The sequence below is a fragment of the Streptomyces nanshensis genome (assembly GCF_001751255.1).
Taxonomy (GTDB): Bacteria; Actinomycetota; Actinomycetes; order Streptomycetales; family Streptomycetaceae; genus Streptomyces; species Streptomyces nanshensis_A.
The window spans coordinates 1-18,481 of record NZ_LJGW01000341.1 but is presented as its reverse complement, the minus strand read 5'-3'; the positions used below and the strand labels follow the sequence as shown (position 1 = coordinate 18,481).

General features: G+C 69.6%; 16 protein-coding genes, 1 pseudogene and 1 riboswitch. Of the genes and pseudogenes, 13 read left to right on the top strand and 4 right to left on the bottom strand.

Going from position 1 to position 18,481, the window contains the following annotated elements:
- Positions 1 to 180 (bottom strand): annotated as a pseudogene (locus tag AN218_RS38345) (cysteine desulfurase); the annotation flags it as partial.
- Between the two features lie 234 nt (positions 181 to 414).
- On the opposite strand from AN218_RS38345, the gene ctaC reads away from it, so the two are divergent.
- The 4 genes from ctaC (at position 415) to AN218_RS20325 (ending at position 5,022) form a co-directional block, all read left to right on the top strand.
- On the top strand, positions 415 to 1,410 hold the full coding sequence (ctaC, locus tag AN218_RS20340) for an aa3-type cytochrome oxidase subunit II (RefSeq protein WP_420855995.1): 996 nt from the start codon (positions 415 to 417) through the stop codon (positions 1,408 to 1,410).
- The gene (ctaD, locus tag AN218_RS20335) at positions 1,407 to 3,140 is read left to right on the top strand and encodes an aa3-type cytochrome oxidase subunit I (protein ID WP_070018330.1); all 1,734 of its coding nucleotides are present in this window, start codon (positions 1,407 to 1,409) and stop codon (positions 3,138 to 3,140) included. Before ctaC ends, ctaD begins: the two co-directional genes overlap by 4 nt.
- The gene (locus AN218_RS20330) at positions 3,137 to 3,535 is read left to right on the top strand and encodes a cytochrome c oxidase subunit 4 (protein WP_070018329.1); all 399 of its coding nucleotides are present in this window, start codon (positions 3,137 to 3,139) and stop codon (positions 3,533 to 3,535) included. Before ctaD ends, AN218_RS20330 begins: the two co-directional genes overlap by 4 nt.
- 215 nt (positions 3,536 to 3,750) lie before the next feature.
- Positions 3,751 to 5,022, top strand: coding sequence for a L,D-transpeptidase (locus AN218_RS20325; protein ID WP_070018328.1), 1,272 nt, complete (start codon positions 3,751 to 3,753; stop codon positions 5,020 to 5,022).
- Positions 5,023 to 5,239: 217 nt separating this feature from the next.
- Here the strand turns inward: AN218_RS20325 and AN218_RS20320 are convergent, their stop codons facing one another.
- Positions 5,240 to 5,656 (bottom strand): hypothetical protein, encoded by a 417-nt coding sequence (locus AN218_RS20320; protein WP_070018327.1) that lies wholly within the window; start codon positions 5,654 to 5,656, stop codon positions 5,240 to 5,242.
- A gap of 199 nt (positions 5,657 to 5,855) precedes the next feature.
- Between AN218_RS20320 and ctaE the strand changes: the two genes are divergently transcribed.
- The 6 genes from ctaE to AN218_RS20290 all read left to right on the top strand — a co-directional run bounded on the left by ctaE (position 5,856) and on the right by AN218_RS20290 (position 13,341).
- Positions 5,856 to 6,467, top strand: coding sequence for an aa3-type cytochrome oxidase subunit III (gene ctaE / locus AN218_RS20315; RefSeq protein WP_244900553.1), 612 nt, complete (start codon positions 5,856 to 5,858; stop codon positions 6,465 to 6,467).
- 94 nt (positions 6,468 to 6,561) lie between these two features.
- Entirely contained in the window at positions 6,562 to 7,374 is an 813-nt protein-coding gene (gene qcrC / locus AN218_RS20310) for a cytochrome bc1 complex diheme cytochrome c subunit (protein ID WP_070018325.1), read from the top strand.
- Positions 7,371 to 8,435, top strand: coding sequence for a cytochrome bc1 complex Rieske iron-sulfur subunit (qcrA, locus tag AN218_RS20305; protein WP_070018324.1), 1,065 nt, complete (start codon positions 7,371 to 7,373; stop codon positions 8,433 to 8,435). The genes qcrC and qcrA overlap by 4 nt, the downstream gene beginning before the upstream one ends.
- Entirely contained in the window at positions 8,432 to 10,069 is a 1,638-nt protein-coding gene (gene qcrB / locus AN218_RS20300; protein ID WP_070018323.1) for a cytochrome bc1 complex cytochrome b subunit, read from the top strand. Before qcrA ends, qcrB begins: the two co-directional genes overlap by 4 nt.
- Before the next feature lie 283 nt (positions 10,070 to 10,352).
- A complete protein-coding gene (gene trpD, locus AN218_RS20295; RefSeq protein WP_070018322.1) occupies positions 10,353 to 11,417 on the top strand; it encodes an anthranilate phosphoribosyltransferase in 1,065 nt (354 codons plus the stop codon).
- A gap of 222 nt (positions 11,418 to 11,639) precedes the next feature.
- Positions 11,640 to 11,759: riboswitch (SAM riboswitch) on the top strand.
- A gap of 43 nt (positions 11,760 to 11,802) precedes the next feature.
- Complete coding sequence (locus AN218_RS20290; protein ID WP_070018321.1) at positions 11,803 to 13,341, top strand: aminotransferase class V-fold PLP-dependent enzyme; 1,539 nt, start codon at positions 11,803 to 11,805, stop codon at positions 13,339 to 13,341.
- A 133-nt stretch (positions 13,342 to 13,474) separates the two neighbouring features.
- Here AN218_RS20290 and AN218_RS20285 read toward each other — a convergent pair whose 3' ends face one another.
- Together AN218_RS20285 and AN218_RS20280 are read right to left on the bottom strand one after the other, a co-directional pair.
- On the bottom strand, positions 13,475 to 13,756 hold the full coding sequence (locus tag AN218_RS20285) for an Lrp/AsnC family transcriptional regulator (RefSeq protein ID WP_070018320.1): 282 nt from the start codon (positions 13,754 to 13,756) through the stop codon (positions 13,475 to 13,477).
- The gene (locus AN218_RS20280) at positions 13,753 to 14,463 is read right to left on the bottom strand and encodes a rhomboid family intramembrane serine protease (protein WP_079132379.1); all 711 of its coding nucleotides are present in this window, start codon (positions 14,461 to 14,463) and stop codon (positions 13,753 to 13,755) included. The genes AN218_RS20285 and AN218_RS20280 overlap by 4 nt, the downstream gene beginning before the upstream one ends.
- A 157-nt stretch (positions 14,464 to 14,620) precedes the next feature.
- Between AN218_RS20280 and AN218_RS20275 the strand changes: the two genes are divergently transcribed.
- The 3 genes from AN218_RS20275 (at position 14,621) to AN218_RS20265 (ending at position 17,968) form a co-directional block, all read left to right on the top strand.
- Positions 14,621 to 14,860: a hypothetical protein gene (locus tag AN218_RS20275; protein ID WP_070018319.1), complete on the top strand. Its 240-nt coding sequence runs from the start codon at positions 14,621 to 14,623 to the stop codon at positions 14,858 to 14,860.
- 61 nt (positions 14,861 to 14,921) lie between these two features.
- Entirely contained in the window at positions 14,922 to 16,265 is a 1,344-nt protein-coding gene (locus AN218_RS20270; protein ID WP_070018318.1) for an NYN domain-containing protein, read from the top strand.
- Between the two features lie 671 nt (positions 16,266 to 16,936).
- Positions 16,937 to 17,968, top strand: a complete 1,032-nt coding sequence (locus AN218_RS20265; protein ID WP_070018317.1) for a C40 family peptidase — start codon at positions 16,937 to 16,939, stop codon at positions 17,966 to 17,968.
- Positions 17,969 to 18,481 lie beyond the last annotated feature (513 nt).

The window sequence follows — 18,481 nt, the reverse complement described above, 5'->3', positions numbered from 1 at the left end:
GGGTCGGCACCCGACGGCGTCCGCCGCCGTCTCGCGCGCGGCGTCCAGCAGCATCCGCGCCCGCCGCCCCTCGCGGTGCAGCCGCGCGGGATCGGCCCAGCCCTCGTCCAGCGCGGCCGTCAGGGCGTCGCGGGCGACGGGGTGCAGCGGTACGGAGGACGCGGCGTCGAAGTAGGGCACACGGGAACGCTAACGCGCTTCTCCCACACGGCGCGCAAGTGCCCGACAGGGCCCCGGCGGGCGGCTGTTGAGCGGCGGACGACGCGTTGGGGACCCTCCCAGCAAGGCCCTGAGAGAGGTCCAGTAAGGTTTGCCCCGCATAAACATCCAAACCCTGCCCGCGCCAGGGCCCGTGCCCGACCAGCAAAAGGCCGAGCCGGTATCGGGCGGGCGAGACTCTCGGGAAGGCGCTACGTGAGTCCCAACGGCTCCGACCTCCCCCACCGCCCGAAGGGCGTGGGCGGTACCCCCATGTCGCGGCGCCCCATGCGGCGAAGGCTGCACCAGGCGCTCGCCGCGGGTCTGGTCCTGGTGACCGCCTCCGGTTGCACCTACAAGGACTTCCCCCGCCTCGGCATGCCCACCCCGGTGACGGACGAGGCTCCGCGGATCCTGTCCCTGTGGCAGGGCTCGTGGGCGGCGGCGCTCGCCGTGGGCGTCCTGGTGTGGGGCCTGATCCTGTGGAGCGTCGTCTTCCACCGGCGCTCCAGGACCAAGGTCGAGGTTCCTCCGCAGACCCGGTACAACATGCCGATCGAGGCCCTGTACACGGTCGTCCCGATCATCATCGTCTCGGTGCTGTTCTTCTTCACCGCACGGGACGAGACCAAGCTCCTGGCGACGACGAAGAAGCCGGACCACGTCGTCAACGTCGTGGGCTTCCAGTGGAGCTGGGGCTTCAACTACATCGAGGACGTGGACGGCAAGGCCTCCACCGACAACGCCGACGACAAGGAACTCTCCGCCATCCCGGACCGGATGAGGACGAGCTTCCCCAAGGGCGCCGAGGGCGTCTACACCGTCGGGACGCCGGCCGAGCGCAATCCGCAGACGGACAACCCGGGCCCCACGCTGTGGCTCCCCAAGGGCGAGACGGTGCAGTTCATCCTCACCTCCCGCGACGTCATCCACTCCTTCTGGCCGGTGCCGTTCCTGATGAAGCAGGACGTCCTGCCCGGTCATGTGAACCGCTTCGAGGTGACCCCCACCAAGGAGGGCACCTACATGGGCAAGTGCGCCGAACTGTGCGGCGTCGACCACGCCCGGATGCTCTTCAACGTGAAGATCGTCTCCCCGGAGCGCTACCAGAAGCACCTGAAGGACCTTGCCGAGAAGGGCCAGACCGGCTACATCCCGGCGGGCACCGCCACCACCGGCGACGCCAGGAATGCGGAGACGAATAACCCGTGAGCATCCTCAACGAATCCAAGGGTGCCGCCGAGACGGCTGAGGCAGCACCGCCCGTACGGCAGAAGACGCCCGGAGCCATGGTGGTCGACTGGGCCACCACCACCGACCACAAGAAGATCGGGACGCTGTACTTCGTCACGTCCTTCGCCTTCTTCATCGTCGGCGGCATCATGGCGCTCTTCATGCGCGCCGAGCTCGCACGGCCGGGCATCCAGATCATGTCGAGCGAGCAGTTCAACCAGGCGTTCACGATGCACGGCACGATCATGCTGCTGATGTTCGCCACCCCGCTGTTCGCCGGCTTCGCGAACTGGATCATGCCGCTCCAGATCGGCTCGCCCGATGTGGCCTTCCCGCGGTTGAACATGCTGGCGTACTGGTTCTACCTCTTCGGTTCGCTCATCGCCGTCGGTGGCTTCTTCACGCCGTCCGGCGCCGCGGACTTCGGCTGGTTCGCCTACTCGCCGCTCTCGGACGCGATCCGCTCGCCCGGCATCGGCGCCGACCTGTGGATCATGGGCCTGGCGCTCTCCGGCTTCGGCACCATCCTCGGCTCCGTCAACTTCATCACGACGATCATCTGCATGCGGGCACCCGGCATGACGATGTTCCGGATGCCGATCTTCACCTGGAACGTGCTGCTCACCGGTGTGCTGGTGCTGCTGGCCTTCCCGGTGCTCGCCGCCGCGCTCTTCGCGCTGGAGGCCGACCGGAAGTTCGGTGCGCACGTCTTCGACGCCGCCAACGGCGGTGCGTTGCTGTGGCAGCACTTGTTCTGGTTCTTCGGGCATCCAGAGGTCTACATCATCGCGCTGCCGTTCTTCGGCATCATCTCCGAGATCATCCCGGTCTTCAGCCGCAAGCCGATGTTCGGCTACATCAGCCTCATCGGCGCGACGATCGCGATCGCCGGCCTCTCGGTGACGGTCTGGGCCCACCACATGTACGTCACGGGCGGGGTGCTGCTCCCGTTCTTCGCCTTCATGACGTTCCTGATCGCGGTGCCGACAGGCGTGAAGTTCTTCAACTGGATCGGCACGATGTGGAAGGGCTCGCTGTCCTTCGAGACACCGATGCTCTGGGCGGTCGGCTTCCTGGTCACCTTCCTCTTCGGCGGTCTGACCGGCGTCATCCTGGCCTCGCCCCCGATGGACTTCCACGTCTCCGACTCGTACTTCGTCGTGGCGCACTTCCACTACGTGGTCTTCGGGACGGTCGTCTTCGCGATGTTCGCGGGCTTCCACTTCTGGTGGCCGAAGTTCACCGGGAAGATCCTCGACGAGCGTCTCGGCAAGATCACCTTCTGGACGCTCTTCACCGGCTTCCACGGCACCTTCCTCGTCCAGCACTGGCTCGGCGCCGAGGGCATGCCCCGCCGGTACGCGGACTACCTGGCCGCGGACGGCTTCACCGCGCTGAACACGGTCTCCACGATCAGCTCGTTCGTGCTCGGCCTCTCCGTCCTGCCGTTCCTCTACAACATCTGGAAGACGGCCAAGTACGGCAAGAAGGTCGAGGTCGACGACCCGTGGGGCTACGGCCGCTCTCTCGAGTGGGCGACGAGCTGCCCGCCCCCGCGGCACAACTTCCTCCAGCTCCCGCGCATCCGCTCCGAGTCCCCGGCGTTCGACCTGCACTACCCGGAGGTCGCCGCTCTCGACCAGCTCGGCGAGCAGCAGGCCGCGGGCGAGCGGACGCTCGTCGGCGGCGGTAAGGAGGACTCGAAGTGAAGATCCAGGGCAAGATGTTCCTCGGCCTGGCCGTCTTCCTGCTGGCCACGGCGATCGTCTACGGCGCCTGGTCCAAGGAGCCGGTGGGCACCACGGGGCTGTTCCTCGCCTTCGGCCTGGCCGTGATGATCGGCTACTACCTCGCCTTCACGGCCCGCCGCGTCGACGCCGGCGCGCAGGACAACAAGGAAGCCGAAGTAGCGGACGACGCCGGCGAGGTCGGGTTCTTCAGCCCGCACAGTTGGCAGCCGCTCGCCCTCGGCCTCGGTGCCGCCTTCGGCTTCCTGGGCGTGGCCTTCGGCTGGTGGCTGGTGTTCGTCTCGGCGCCGCTGCTCTTCGTCGGCCTCTTCGGCTGGGTCTTCGAGTACTACCACGGCGAGAATCGCACCCAGTGAGCCTCCAGGCATAGGCAGTCCNTCAGGGCACAGCCGGCGGTGATCCGGCGCTTCATCCTGTTCGAAGAGTGATTCATAGGCCCAAGGTAGGAAGCGTCCCGTTCCGGGGCCTGTTGGGCGCATGCAAACGGGTCGGCTCCCGGTGATCACCGGGAGCCGACCCGTTTGCATGCGCCCAACAGGCCCCGGAACGGGACGCTTCCTACCTTGGGCCTATGAATCACTCTTCGAACAGGATGAAGCGCCGGATCACCGCCGGCTGTGCCCTGACCCTCGCGCCCCTGGCCGCCGGACTCTCCGCCTGCAGCGTCGGCAGCGGCGGCAACCCCCTCGCGGGAGCCCCGTACGACGCGAGCAACCAGATATCCGTCAGCGCGGGCGAGGAGGGGGCCGTCGTGGACCCCTCCAAGCCCCTCGAAGTGACCGCCAAGTCGGACGAGGGACGAATAGCCGACGTCACCGCCGTCGACACCGCGGGGCGCTTCCTCAGCGGCAAGCTGTCCGAGGACGGCACCCGCTGGCGCAGCACCTCGGACCTCGCGGCGGGCGTGCGTTACACCGTCCGCATCAGCACCGAGAACGGCTCCGGGGAGCAGGGGCGCCGGACGCTCAACTTCCAGACCAAGCCCGCTCACGCCAAGCGGCTCGGCGTCACCTTCGGACCCGACAGCGGTACGTACGGCGTGGGTCAGCCCATCACCGCCGAGCTGAGCCACAAGATCAAGAGCGCGAAGGAGCGCAAGCTCGTCGAGGGCGCTCTCATCGTCAAGTCCAGCCCGCACGTGGAGGGTTCGTGGCACTGGGTGGACAGCAAGGAGCTGCACTACCGCCCGAAGGAGTACTGGCCCGCGCACTCCACGGTCAGCGTCCGCTCCCGTCTGTCGGGTCTGAAGGTGCGCAAGGGCCTCTACGGGGACAAGGCCAAGCCCGTCAAGCTGAAGACCGGCGACCGGGTGGAGGCCCTGGCCGACGCCTCGGGACTGTCGATGAAGTTCAGCAAGAACGGCAAGGTCGTCAAGGAGATCCCGATCACCACCGGCAAGGCCGGTTTCGAGACCCGCAACGGCACGAAGGTCGTCCTCGGCCGGGAGTCCTTCGTACGGATGCGCAGCGGCAGCGTCGGCATCGGCGGGGGCGAGTCATACGACCTCGGCGTCCACTGGGCGACACGGCTGACCTGGAGCGGTGAGTACGTGCACGCCGCCCCCTGGTCGTCCGGCTCGCACGGGGTGTCCAACAGCAGCCACGGCTGCACCGGCATGAGCACGGAGAACGCCGAGTGGTTCTTCGAGCATGTGCGGGCGGGTGTCCCCGTGAAGTACGTCAACTCCGACGGGGACAAGATGGCGCCCTTCGGCAACGGGTTCGGCGACTGGAACCTGGGCTGGGAGAAGTGGAAGCAGGGCAGCGCACTGCTGCGCGGCACCCAGGACCAGGAGGCCGCAGGCACGGCGACGGGCGTGAGCCGGCTGCGCCCGCAGGTGTGACCGCGACGGGCCGCCGCCCGCGGCCCGTCAGCAGGGACCGTCCGGCACGTCGGCGGGTGCCGGTAGGCGAACGGAACGCAGCGACCCGGGGCTCGGAGATCCGGGTCGCCGGAGCGGGGCTCGCCGGGCCCCGGAAGGAGGCGATGCGGAGGCGATGCGGAGCGCCCAAAGCCGCGTGCACGGCCGGGCGTTCACGCTCCGATGGGCAGGACCCGCCTTACAGGGGCTGGGCCTGCACGGCCGAGCCGTCGTTCTCCCGCAGCAGCCCCGCCAGGGCGCCCGCTAGCGCCACGGGGTCGATGGGGTGTGAGACGGCGGCCTCCGCACGGCTCCAGGACGCCAGCCAGGCGTCCTGGGGACGTCCGATGAGCAGCAGCACGGGCGGGCAGTCGAAGATCTCGTCCTTGATCTGCCGGCACACTCCCATGCCGCCGGCCGGTGCCGTCTCCCCGTCCAGCACACACACGTCGATGCGGTGCTTCTCCAGCGTGGAGAGGAGCGCGGGCAGCGTCGCGCACTCCACGTACTCGACGGGCGGCACGTCGGCGGCGGGACGGCGGCCGGCGGCCAGCCGGACCTGCTCGCGGGTGTTGGCGTCGTCGCTGTAGACCAGCACCGTGGCGGTCGGCTGCATCGTTCCTCCGCTGGACGTCTCACAAGTGATCGCGTACGCGGCAAGGAGCCGCAGCGCGGATGTTACTCCCTTGCACGCCTTGTCAACAGCGGCCCGTACACCGGGGGAAGAGGCCCCGGGGAGGCCGGAAACACCTCCCGGACACACCGAACGGCACCCCGGCAGTAAGGGCCGTATGAGCGACCGACATAATGTCGGCGTGGCGACAGCAACTGCAGTAGAAACCGGGCACGCGCACCCGTCGGTCAACAGGCCGAACCTCACCAGCGTCGGAACCATCATCTGGCTGAGTTCCGAGCTGATGTTCTTCGCGGCCCTCTTCGCGATGTACTTCACCCTGCGGTCCGTGACGGGTGCGGACTTCTGGAAGGAACACGCCGACGCGCTGAACGTGCCCTTCTCGGCGGCGAACACCACGATCCTGGTGCTCTCTTCGCTCACCTGTCAGCTCGGCGTCTTCGCCGCCGAGCGCGGTGACGTGAAGAAGCTACGGAGCTGGTTCGTCATCACGTTCGTCATGGGCGCGATCTTCATCGGCGGCCAGATCTTCGAGTACACGGAGCTGGTGGAGAAGGACGGCATCTCGCTCTCCTCGGATCCCTACGGATCGGTGTTCTACCTGACCACCGGCTTCCACGGGATGCACGTCACGGGTGGCCTGATCGCGTTCCTGCTCCTGCTCGGCAGGACGTACGCGGCCAAGCGCTTCACCCATCAGCAGGCCACTGCGGCCATCGTCGTGTCCTACTACTGGCACTTCGTCGATGTCGTCTGGATCGGCCTCTTCGCCACGATCTACCTGATCAAGTAGTGATCGGGCGCCGGTACGCGCGCGAGTGCGGACCGGACAGTGACAGACCCAAGCAGAAGCATCGACGCAGAAGATCCTGACACCGGGGTAATCCGTGAAAAAGCTCTCCGCACGACGGCGCCATCCGCTGGCGGCGCTCGTCGTTCTCATCTTCGCGCTGGCGGCCACCGGGGGGCTGCACGCCGCGTTCGCTCCCGCCGGTGAAGCGAAGGCCGACCAGTCGTCGAGCCAGTCCCTCGCCATCGAGGAGGGCAAGAGGCTCTATGACGTCGGCTGTTCAAGCTGCCACGGAACCGGCGGGCAGGGCACCAGCGACGGTCCCAGCCTCGTGGGCGTGGGCTCCGCCGCCGTGGACTTCCAGGTCGGTACGGGCCGCATGCCGGCGCAGCAGCCGGGCGCCCAGGTGCCGAAGAAGAAGAAGGTCTACAGCGAGCACGAGGTCGACCAACTGGCCGCGTACGTCGCTTCGCTGGGCTCCGGTCCGATCAAGCCGACCAAGAGCCAGTACGACCCGAGCGGCGCCGACATCGCCAACGGCGGCCAGCTCTTCCGTAGCAACTGCGCCCAGTGTCACAACTTCACGGGTGAGGGCGGCGCCCTGACGCACGGCAAGTACGCGCCGAGCCTCAGCGACGTCGACCCCAAGCACGTCTACGAGGCCATGCAGACCGGCCCGCAGAACATGCCGTCCTTCCCGGACAAGGTGATGCCGGAGCAGGAGAAGCGCGACATCGCCGCCTATCTGAAGACGGTGAACAGCAAGGAGTCCGACAGCCCCGGCGGTTACAAGCTGGGCGGCATCGGCCCCGTCGTCGAGGGCCTGTTCGCCTGGATCTTCGGTCTCGGCGTCCTCATCCTCGTCGCCATCTGGGTCGCGGCTCGCACGGCAAAGGCCAAGAAGTCATGAGCGAGACATCACACGAGAACGTGTCAGAGAAGCACCTGCCGAGTGAGCAGGAAAACGGTCACGGTGCGGTAGCCGTCGCGGACGATCCGTTCGCCGACCCCGGTCTGCCGCCGCACGAGCCCCGGATCCAGGACATCGACGAGCGTGCAGCCAAGCGCTCCGAGCGCGTCGTGGCCATGCTCTTCACCGCGTCGATGCTGGCGACCCTGGGCTTCATCGCGAGCTTCGTGCTCGTGCCGGTCGACAAGATCATCTACGTCTGGCCCGCCGGCCGTATCGGCGCGCTGAACTTCGCGCTGGGCATGACCCTCGGCGTCGCGCTCTTCTGCATCGGCGCCGGCGCCGTCCACTGGGCCCGCACGCTGATGTCCGACCACGAGCTGGTCGACGAGCGGCACGCGATCTCCGCCGAGCCCGACACCAAGGCGAAGGTCATGGAGGACTTCGCCCAGGGTGCCAAGGAGTCCGCTCTCGGGCGCCGTTCGCTGATCCGCAAGACCATGTTCGGCGCGCTGGCCCTCGTACCGCTCTCCGGCGTCGTGCTGCTGCGCGACCTCGGGCCGCTGCCCGGCGACAAGCTGGTGCACACGCTGTGGAGCAAGGGCAAGCTGCTCGTCAACGAGAACACCCAACAGCCGCTGCGCCCCGAGGACATCGGCGTCGGCTCGCTGACCTTCGCCATGCCCGAGGGCCTGGAGGAGGACGACGAGGACTTCCAGCAGCAGATCGCCAAGGCGGCCCTGATGCTGGTACGTCTCGAGCCCGACGACATCAAGGACAAGCGGGAGCTGGACTGGTCCCACGAGGGGATCGTGGCCTACTCCAAGATCTGCACACACGTCGGCTGCCCCGTGAGCCTCTACGAGCAGCAGACGCACCACGTCCTGTGCCCGTGCCACCAGTCGACCTTCGACCTGTCGGACGGTGCACGAGTGATCTTCGGCCCGGCCGGCCACGCGCTGCCGCAGCTCAAGATCAGCGTCAACAAGGACGGATTCCTCGAGGCGCAGGGCGACTTCGAAGAACCCGTGGGCCCGGCCTACTGGGAGCGTCGAGCATGAGTACAGCAACGGAGACCAACGCCCCGAAGCGCAAGGCACCCGCCGGAGAGCGCGTCGCGGACTGGGCCGACGGCCGGCTGGGTGTCTACAGCCTGGCCAAGGCCAACATGCGCAAGATCTTCCCGGACCACTGGTCCTTCATGCTGGGTGAGGTCGCGCTCTACAGCTTCATCATCATCATCCTGACCGGTGTCTATCTGACGCTGTTCTTCCACCCGTCGATGAACGAGGTGGAATACCACGGCAGTTACGTGCCGATGCAGGGCGTGCGGATGTCGGAGGCCTTCGCCTCCACGCTGGACATCAGCTTCGACGTGCGCGGCGGTCTGCTCGTACGGCAGATCCACCACTGGGCGGCGCTGATCTTCCTCGGCGCGATGTTCGTGCACATGATGCGCGTCTTCTTCACCGGCGCGTTCCGCAAGCCGCGCGAGATCAACTGGCTGTTCGGCTTCCTGCTGTTCGTGCTGGGCATGTTCACCGGCTTCACCGGCTACTCCCTGCCGGACGACTTGCTCTCGGGCACCGGCGTGCGGTTCATGGAGGGCGCGATCCTCTCCATGCCGATCATCGGTACGTACGGGGCGATGTTCCTCTTCGGCGGAGAGTTCCCCGGGCACGACTTCGTCGCGCGGTTCTTCTCGATCCACGTGCTGCTGCTGCCGGGGATCATGCTGGGCCTGCTCGTCGCCCACCTGATCCTGGTCTTCTACCACAAGCACACGCAGTTCGCCGGTCCCGGCCGTACGAACAAGAACGTGGTCGGCATGCCGCTGCTGCCGGTCTACATGGCCAAGGCGGGAGGCTTCTTCTTCCTCGTCTTCGGCGTCATCTCGGCGATCGCCGCGGCCTTCACCGTCAACCCGATCTGGGCGCTGGGCCCGTACCGGCCCGATCAGGTGTCGACCAACGCGCAGCCCGACTGGTACATGGGCTTCTCCGAGGGCTTGATCCGGATCATGCCCGGCTGGGAGATCCATCTGTGGGGCCACACGATCGTGATGGGCGTCTTCATCCCATTGATGGTCTTCCCACTGGTGCTGGCGGCGATCGCCGTCTATCCGTTCATCGAGTCGTGGGTCACGGGCGACAAACGCGAGCACCACATCGCGGACCGTCCGCGCAACGCCCCGACGCGTACGTCCTTCGGCGCGGCCTGGATCGCCTGGTACACGGTGATGCTGATCGGCGGCGGCAACGACCTGGTCGCCACGCACTTCGACCTGTCGATCAACGCGATCACATGGTTCGTGCGGATCGCCTTCTTCGTCGTGCCGGTGGTCGTCTTCTTCATCACCCGCCGCGTGTGTCTGGGACTTCAGCGCCGCGACCGGGACAAGGTGCTGCACGGTCGGGAGTCCGGCATCATCAAGCGGCTCCCGCACGGTGAGTTCATCGAGGTGCACCAGCAGCTCTCGCAGGAGCAGCTCCACACGCTCACCGCGCACGACCAGCACAAGCCGTACGAGGCCGGTCCCGAGGTGGACGAGAACGGCGTCCAGCGGAAGGTCAGCCGCGGGCAGAAGCTGCGGGCCCGGCTCTCGCGGGGCTACTACGGCGAGCAGGCGCAGATCCCGAAGCCGACCTCCGAGGAGTACACGGAGCAACTCACCAGCGGCCACGGCCACCACTGAGTTCCGCGTCGTCACGCACGAGGGGCCGGGCTTCCCGAACGGGAGCCCGGCCCCTCGCGTGTGTACGGGTACGGACGCGGGCGCGGCCGGGGTTCCGCCGACCCGCTTCCGGACGGATGTCCTGGCCGGGGCCCTGTGCCGCTAGGGTGGTGCGCGGCCGTGCCCGGGTGGCCGGCCGCTTCCCCCACGCCGTACTTCCGCACGCCCGCACGGCAGTTGTGCCGCTGCGGGCCGTGGCCGTCGGCGTGCGGACCCGCCGAACCGAGGACCTTCAGGAGGGATCATGAGCGCCGTTCCGTCTGCCGGCTCTCCCACCGGGGGTCTTCACACCTGGCCCGACGTCCTGACGTCGCTGCTCGCCGGTGAGGATCTCGGCGCCGACGCCACGGCCTGGGCCATGGACCGCATCATGCGCGGCGAGGCGACCGACGCCCAGATCGCGGGCTTCGCGGTCGCGTTGCGCGCCAAGGGCGAGACCGTCCAGGAGATCTCGGGTCTCGTACGGACGATGTACGAGCACGCCAACGTGATCGAGGTGCCCGGCCCGACGGTCGACATCGTCGGCACCGGCGGCGACAGGGCGCATACGGTCAACATCTCCACGATGTCCGCGATCGTGGTCGCCGGATGCGGCGCGAAGGTCGTCAAGCACGGCAACCGCGCGGCGTCGAGCGCGAGCGGCGCGACCGACGTACTGGAGAAGCTGGGCGTCAACCTGGAGTTGAGCCCGGAGCGCGTCGTCGAGGTCGCCTCACAGGCGGGGATCACCTTCTGCTTCGCCGTGAAGTTCCACCCGGCGCTGCGCCATGTGGCCAACGCGCGGGGCGAGTTGGGCATCCCCACCTCGTTCAACTTCCTCGGCCCGCTGACGAACCCGGCCCGGGTGCGGGCACAGGCCACCGGCGTCGCCAACGCCCGTATGGCGCCGATCATGGCGGGGGTGCTGGCCGAACGCGGCTCCTCCGCCCTCGTCTTCCGCGGCGACGACGGACTGGACGAGTTGACGACCACCGCCACCTCGACGGTGTGGGTCGTACGGGACGGTGCGGTACGGCAAGAGTCCTTCGACCCGCGCGACGTGGGTCTGGAGATCGTGCCGGTCGAGGCGCTGCGGGGCGCGGACGCCGCGTACAACGCCGATGTGGCCCGCCGGCTGCTGGACGGCGAGCACGGTCCGGTACGGGACGCCGTGCTGCTCAACTCCGCCGCGGCGCTCGTCGCCCTCGACCTCTCGGACGCGCCGCTGCCGCAGCAGATCGGTGCGGCCATGGAGCGGGCCGCCGAGTCCGTCGACAGCGGGGCGGCACGGGCCGCGCTGGAGCGCTGGGTGGCGGCAAGTCACCTGTGACGGGGCGCGGTTGGCGCTGCCGCACCGGGCGTCGGTGAGGCGCGCGGTCCGTCTCCGGCCCGCGCGCCTTCCGCCGGTCCCGTACACGTCTCCCGTCAACTCCGCGTGACGGCCGTCCTCCGTCCGGCTTCAGTCCCGCTTCCGTCCCGTCGTTCCGCTGCCGTGTCCGCGATACGGACGGCGGGATGAGGGCCGCGGCACGCTGTGCCATACTTCCGGCCAGGTCACGAGCGACAGCGATCAAGGCCCCGGCCCGCTGTCCGGCAACCCTCCTTCCGTGGTGGGGTGCCCCGGGTGATGACCGGGCCGTACGACAGCAGGGTCGTGCGGCAAGCACGGATCCCTCTTCGCCTGGGGATCCCCGGTGTTGAGAGGGAGTCATCGCATGAGCCTGCTCGTTTCGTCCGCCGCCTCCGGTACGTCCACTCCGGCGTCGTCCGCGCCGTCGTCCGCGGACCCGGTCGCGGTCCCGTTCCCGTCGTCGGAGGCCGCCGTCTCCTCCGCGTCCTCCGCGTCGGCCCCGGCCGCCCCCGGACCGCTCCCCGTGCTGGGCCTCGACGTCCGCGCCCCGCTCGTCACCGGCGGCGAACTCCCGTACGCCGCACTGGACTACGCCGCGAGCGCGCCGGTGCTGCGCAGCGTCTGGGACGACGTCGCCGCCTACGCCCCGTACTACGGCAGCGTCCACCGCGGCGCCGGCTATCTCTCCCAGCGTTCGACCGCCGTCTTCGAGGAGAGCCGGGCCGCCGTCGCGCGCTTCCTCGGCTGCCGTGAGGACGACGAGGTGCTCTTCACCCGCTCCACCACCGACTCCCTCAACCTGCTGGCGTCGGCGCTGCCTTCGGGCACCCGCGTGTTCGTCTTCGAGACCGAGCACCACGCGTCGCTGCTGCCCTGGCGCGGCCCCGGTCTGCGGACCGTCCATCTGGACGCGCCGCGCTCCCCGGAGCAGGCCGTCGCGACGCTGGAACGCGCCCTCGCCGAGGCGCCCGAGGGCCCGAAGCTGGTGTGTGTGACGGGGGCGTCGAACGTCACCGGCGAGGTCTGGCCCGTACGGCGACTGGCGCGGGCCGCGCACCGGCACGGTGCCCGCATCGTGCTGGACGCGGCGCAGCTCGTGCCGCACCGCCCCGTGGACATCGGTGAACTGGACGTGGACTGGGTGGCGTTCAGCGGTCACAAGCTCTACGCACCGTTCGGCGCCGGTGTGCTGGCCGGACGCACCGACTGGCTGCACGCCGCGGAACCGTATCTGGCCGGGGGCGGCGCGAGCCGCACGGTCGCGCGGAGCGCGGACGGCGGCGTCGAGGTGGAGTGGCAGAGCGGGCCCGCGCGGCACGAGGCCGGGTCGCCGAACGTGATCGGCGCGTACGCCCTCGCCTCCGCGTGCCGCGCGCTGACCGAGGCGGGCTTCGACGATGTGGCCGCGCGGGAACGGCGGTTGACCGAGCGGCTGCTGGCCGGGCTGGGGGAGCTTCCGCAGGTGCGGGTGCTCTCGCTCTTCGGCGCGGACGGCGACGCAGCCGGGGACGGTACGGACGCCGGGCGCTCCGGGAACGCGGAGGACGCCGCCGGTGCCGCCGCCCGACACCGCGTCGGCGTCGTCTCGTTCGTCGTCGAGGGCTGGAACAGCTCACACCTGGCGGCGGCCCTCTCCGCCGAGTACGGCATCGGCGTACGCGACGGTCTGTTCTGCGCCCACCCGCTGCTCGCGGCCCTGCTGGGCGCCGGAAGGGGCGCGTCCGGTGAGTGCGGCGCCCCCGAGGGCGGTTCGCTGAACGCGGTACGGGTGAGCATCGGCGCGGGGACGCCGGACGAGCATGTGGAGCGCTTCCTGCGGGCGGTGCGCGAACTGGTCCGCGACGGAGCCCGCTGGCGCTACGTCACCCAGGACGGGCGGTGCGTCCCGGAGCCCTCCGCGTAAACCCGCCGCGTAACCCGCCGCCTAGGGGAGCCGTCCGCGTAACGCGCCCGCCCCGCACCGCGGTTGACGGGGCGGCTCCTCAAGTACGGGTCTCCGTACGGGAGTCGGCAGCGGGGGAGACGGGCAAGAGGGGTCAGGCGTCCAGCCCGATGGCGAACGCCGACTCCAGGTCGTGCTGCGAGTAGGTGCGGAAGGCGATGTGCGTCTCCGTGGAGAGCACGCCCGGCACCTTGCTGATCCGCCCGGGGATGACGTCCGCCAGGTCGTCGTGCCGGGCCACCCGCACCATGGCGATCAGATCGTGCGCACCGGTGACCGAGTAGACCTCGCTCACGCCCTCGAGCGCGGCGATCTGCTCCGCGATCTCGGGGATGCGGTCGGGGCTGGTCTTGAGGAGCACGATCGAGGTGATCACGGTGTCGACTCTCCCTGGGTCGCCGGAGCGGGCGTGCCCACTGTAGCCGTACGGAATCGGCGGAAACGCGCCCAGGCGTAGAGGAAGCCGAGGGTGAAGCCGACGACGTGCGCGAGGTAGGCCACGCCGGGTCCGCCGCCGCCGTCGCGCGCGGCGATCCACTGGAGCGAGAGCCAGAAGACCAGCACGAGCCAGGCGGGGAAACGCAGCGGCACGAAGTACAGGAACGGGAAGAGGCTGGTGACCCGCGCCGTCGGATACAGGTACAGAAAGGCCCCCAGCACGGCCGAGACGGCGCCCGACGCTCCGACCAGCGGCTCCGCCGACTGGTGGTAGGCCACCGCGTAGCCGAGCATGGCGAGACAGCCCGCGCCCAGATACAGGACGGCGAAGCGGAAGCGGCCCGTACGCAGTTCCACGGCGCCGCCGAAGACGTGCAGGAAGAGGAGGTTGCCCAGCAGATGCAGCCAGTCCGCGTGCAGGAACAGCGCGGTGAGCGGGGTGACGTAGGAGCGCAGGGCGCCGCTCCACAGCGTCCGCGGTACGACGCCCCAGTGCTGGAAGTACTCGATCTGCGTGCGGCGCAGGTCGGCGCCGGTCCCGTACCCCGGCAGGAAGCCGGACGCCGGGCCGGTGAGGAAGATCACGGTGCACAGGAGGATGAGCGCACAGGTCACGGCGGGAAGCTTCGGCGCAGTGCGGTTCATGACGGCTCGGCCACGGGGCAGGCTCCTCGGGACACGCGGTGTGCGGCAGGTCTTAGGGTTACGGCAAGCGATGTCGCGCTTCCGTCCGGTTACCGCACCCACAGGCGGCCCCACCGCGCCGAAGCCCGTGAACGCTCGAAGGAATGAGGTCGAGACCATGACGGTCCCCAAGCCCACGGCCGGTACCCGTTGGCGCTGCTCACTCTGCGGCAATCTGACGCGCTTCGACGTGACGCGCTCCAGCAAGGTCGTCGAGTACGTCCACCTGGACCTGGCCGGCGAGCCGCGGATCGAGGAGCAGGAGGTGCTCAGTGAGAGCATCGAATCCGTGCGCTGCCGGTGGTGTGACGCCGCCGACCAGGTCGAGCTGGTGGACCGCCCGGGCGCTCAGGTCTGAGAAACGGCAGGGGTGAACGGTGGTGGATGGGACTGACGGCGGCCCGGAGCGTGAGCCGTCGGTGCCGGGCGCCGGGCCGGAGCCGCACGGCGGGCCCGAGCCCCTCGAAGGGCCCCTGCCGGAGAAGGTGCGCCGCCGGGTCGTCTCCCTCACCGGGGACGCGCTCGGCGGCCTGACCGTGGCCGAACTGCCCGCCCCGCTGCGGCAGTACGCGCGCTTCACACCGCAGCGCCGTACCAAGTTCGGGGCGAACGCGATGGCGGCGGCGCTGGAGGGCGAGCCCGCCTTCCGCGAGCGGATCGCCGAGCAGTTGCGCGAACGGTTCCCCGAGCTGACCGAGGCCCTGGCGTCGGGCACGCCGCCGCCCGCCGCGGACCCGGTCGACGTCGCGGCCGTCGCGTACGTACTGCGTCCCGTCGACTGGGCGAAGCTCGTCGCGGCGGCCGGCGAGGAGGCCCAGCGCGCACAGGCCGAACGGGCGGGGGAGGAGGCCCAGCGCGAACTGGCCAGGCTGCGCGCCGAGTTGGCCGAGGCCCGCGCCGCCGCGCGTACGGAGGGCGAGCGCGGACGCGGCGAACTGGACGCGCTGCGCAAGGAGCTGGAGTCCACCCGGCGGAAGCTGCGCAGCGCACAGAGCGACGTGCAGCGCGGCAAGGCCGAGACCCGCAGACTGCGGGAGGACGTGGAGGAGCTGCGCTCCACGGCGGCCGCGGAGAAGTCCGCGGCGGAGAGCGAGAGCCGCCGGCTGCGCACCCGACTCGCCGAAGCGGAATCCGCCCTGGAGGCGGGCCGCAAGGCCGCGCGCGAGGGCCGCAGCATGCAGGACATGCGAGTGCGGCTGCTGTTGGACAGCGTGCTGGACGCAGCGCAGGGCCTGCGCCGCGAGTTGGCGCTGCCGCCGACGACGAGCCGTCCCGCCGACGCGGTCGACGCCGTCGAGCCGGGACGCATGACGCCGCGTGACGTCGCGGCACGCGCCCTGTCGGAGACCGATCCGGAACTTCTCGACCAGCTCCTCGCACTGCCCCAGTCGCATCTGGTCGTGGACGGCTACAACGTCACCAAGACCGGCTATCCCACGATGCCGTTGGACAAGCAGCGGCTGCGGCTGCTGGGCGGACTGGCCGGTCTCGCCGCCCAGTCGGGCGCGGAGGTGACCTGCGTCTTCGACGGCGCGGAGCTGGCGGCGCCCGTGCTGCTGGCGCCGCCGCGCGGGGTGCGGGTGCTCTTCAGCAAACCGGGCCAGACCGCCGACGAGTTGATCCGCCAGTTGGTACGGGCGGAGCCGCCGGGGCGCGCGGTCGTCGTCGTCTCCTCCGACCGCGAGGTCGCCGACGGCTGCGCGGCGGCCGGTGCCCGCCCGGTCTCCTCCGCGCTGCTGCTGCGGCGGCTGGGGCGTACGTAGGCCCGCGCGGGGGCTGTTGGCGTAGGCGGGGTGTGCGGCGGGTGCACGGCCGGGACGGTGGACGGGCGGACGCGGCGCCGCGCGGACCGGTACGTGTGCGGAACGTGCAGTTCACAGCCGTGAGTTGTGCCGTGCCGACGCGATTGTGCGCGGGCGTCTGATTCCGCTGAGCCCCCGCGGGCCCGTCGGGCGCAACGTGACCAATCCCTCTTCCGTGCTCGGGGCGGTCTCTTCCGTACGGCCCCAACTTCCCTGTTCCGTACGGGCGGTGGCGGAAGCGGACGGCTGCGCCGCGTGCCGGTGACCCCCGCTGAACTGCGCGAATGTCATCGGTGGGGTCTGCGGACGGAGCGCGGAGGCGAACCGGGGAGGCGGTCGGCGGCGCTCTCCAACTCCCCGCTGCGGGCCCTTGATTCGCACCCCTGCGTGACACCCTCATCGCTCAGTGTGCGATCCGGGTAAAGAATCCGGTTGTGGGCAGTATTTTTTCTCAGAGTGATTTGATCCCACGAATACCCGTGGCTAATGTCTGGCCCCGAACCTCCGCAAGGTTGGCCGTCCATCCGGGGCGGCGGCGGAGGACCGCCTCGTTCCACGGAGCCTCGCCCAACGGTGACGTGGAGCCGGAGTGTCAGTCCGGCAGGCGGCTGAGGAAGAAGGAGCTCGCCCCAGTGGCGTCCCACCGTCGACCCAAGCAGCCCAGCCGTACTCGCCGCGTTACCGTGCTCACGGCAACCGCCGCGGCGGCCGTCGCCCTCACCACCCAGGCGGCACAGGCCGAACCCAAGGCTTCCCAGAAGGAGGTCAAGGAGAAGGTCGACAAGCTCTACGAGGACGCCGAAGGCGCGACCGAGAAGTACAACGGCGCCAAGGAGAAGCAGGACAAGCTGGAGAAGGAGGTCGGCAACCTCCAGGACAGCGTGGCGCGCGGGCAGGACGACCTCAACGACATGCGCAACGGCCTCGGTTCGATGGCCACCGCGCAGTACCGCACCGGCGGTGTGGACCCGTCCGTCCAGCTCTTCCTCTCCTCGGACCCGGACAGCTACCTCGACAAGGCCTCCACGCTCGATCAGTTGAGCAGCAAGCAGGCCGAGGCGCTGAAGAAGATCCAGAGCAAGCAGCGCAATCTGGCGCAGCAGCGTCAGGAGGCCTCGGCCAAGCTGGAGGATCTCGCCGACACCCGCAAGGAGCTCGGCGAGAAGAAGAAGGCCATCCAGCAGAAGCTGTCGAAGGCCCGCGGGCTTCTCAACTCCCTTACCGCGGACGACCGTGCGCGTCTGGCCGCCAAGCAGGCGAGAGCCGACCGTGCTTCCGCTTCCCGCGTGGACCTCGGCAGCGACGCTTCCGCTTCGCAGCGTGCCGCGGCTGCGCTCTCCGCCGCCAAGAGCAAGATCGGCTCGCCGTACGTCTGGGGCGCCACCGGTCCCAGCTCCTTCGACTGCTCCGGCCTCACCTCCTGGGCCTACCAGCAGGCCGGTGTCTCGCTGCCCCGTACCTCCCAGGCGCAGGCAGGCGCCGGTACGCAGGTGGGCCGTGGCCAGCTCGCCCCCGGCGACCTCGTCATCTTCTACGGCGACCAGCACCACGTCGGCTTCTACGCCGGCAACGGACAGGTGCTGCACGCGCCGAAGCCGGGCGCCGGTGTGCGCTACGAGTCGATCAACAACATGCCGTTCCAGTTCGGCGTGCGGATCGGCTGACTCCGGCTCCGGATCCCGCCGCCGGGAGTCGCCCGGCGTACCGCGGCATCCTCGCCCGCCCTTCTGTTCTTCCGTACCTCTGGTACGTCGTCACGTCCCGTCTCCGGGGAGTCGCGCCGATGTCGCCGACTCCCCGGAAACACGGGCCACTCCGGCAGCACGCGTGTCATCTCGCCGCCAGGACAAGGTAGTTCGTCCGGGTGAAAGCGAACTCGCCGGAATGATCCCCGACCCCGCCGTTGACCTGCGTCGATCGGCGGGGTCCGCACATTTCTCCGGGCTACCGCGCCGCGCGCGGTGCGTGGATCCTTCCTGCCGGTGCGGCTAGATTCACCGCGCCGTAACGGAAGGAGTGCGTCCGCCTTGGTCTCTCATCGGACCCATCGAAAACCCGCCCAGCGGGGCCGAAGTTGGCCCGGCCGTCTCGTCGTGCTGTCCGCCGTCGCGGGAGCCGCCGCCGCGCTGTCACCTGCCGCACCGGCGGGCGCCCGCCCCGCGGATCCCGGCGCCGGC

Coding starts and splice junctions, on each gene's coding strand:
- AN218_RS20280 (WP_079132379.1), bottom strand. CDS start 14,463: ATGAACCGCACTGCGCCGAAGCTTCCCGCCGTGACCTGTGCGCTCATC.
- AN218_RS20320 (WP_070018327.1), bottom strand. CDS start 5,656: ATGCAGCCGACCGCCACGGTGCTGGTCTACAGCGACGACGCCAACACC.
- qcrA (WP_070018324.1), top strand. CDS start 7,371: ATGAGCGAGACATCACACGAGAACGTGTCAGAGAAGCACCTGCCGAGT.
- qcrB (WP_070018323.1), top strand. CDS start 8,432: ATGAGTACAGCAACGGAGACCAACGCCCCGAAGCGCAAGGCACCCGCC.
- AN218_RS20290 (WP_070018321.1), top strand. CDS start 11,803: ATGAGCCTGCTCGTTTCGTCCGCCGCCTCCGGTACGTCCACTCCGGCG.
- AN218_RS20275 (WP_070018319.1), top strand. CDS start 14,621: ATGACGGTCCCCAAGCCCACGGCCGGTACCCGTTGGCGCTGCTCACTC.
- AN218_RS20325 (WP_070018328.1), top strand. CDS start 3,751: ATGAATCACTCTTCGAACAGGATGAAGCGCCGGATCACCGCCGGCTGT.
- trpD (WP_070018322.1), top strand. CDS start 10,353: ATGAGCGCCGTTCCGTCTGCCGGCTCTCCCACCGGGGGTCTTCACACC.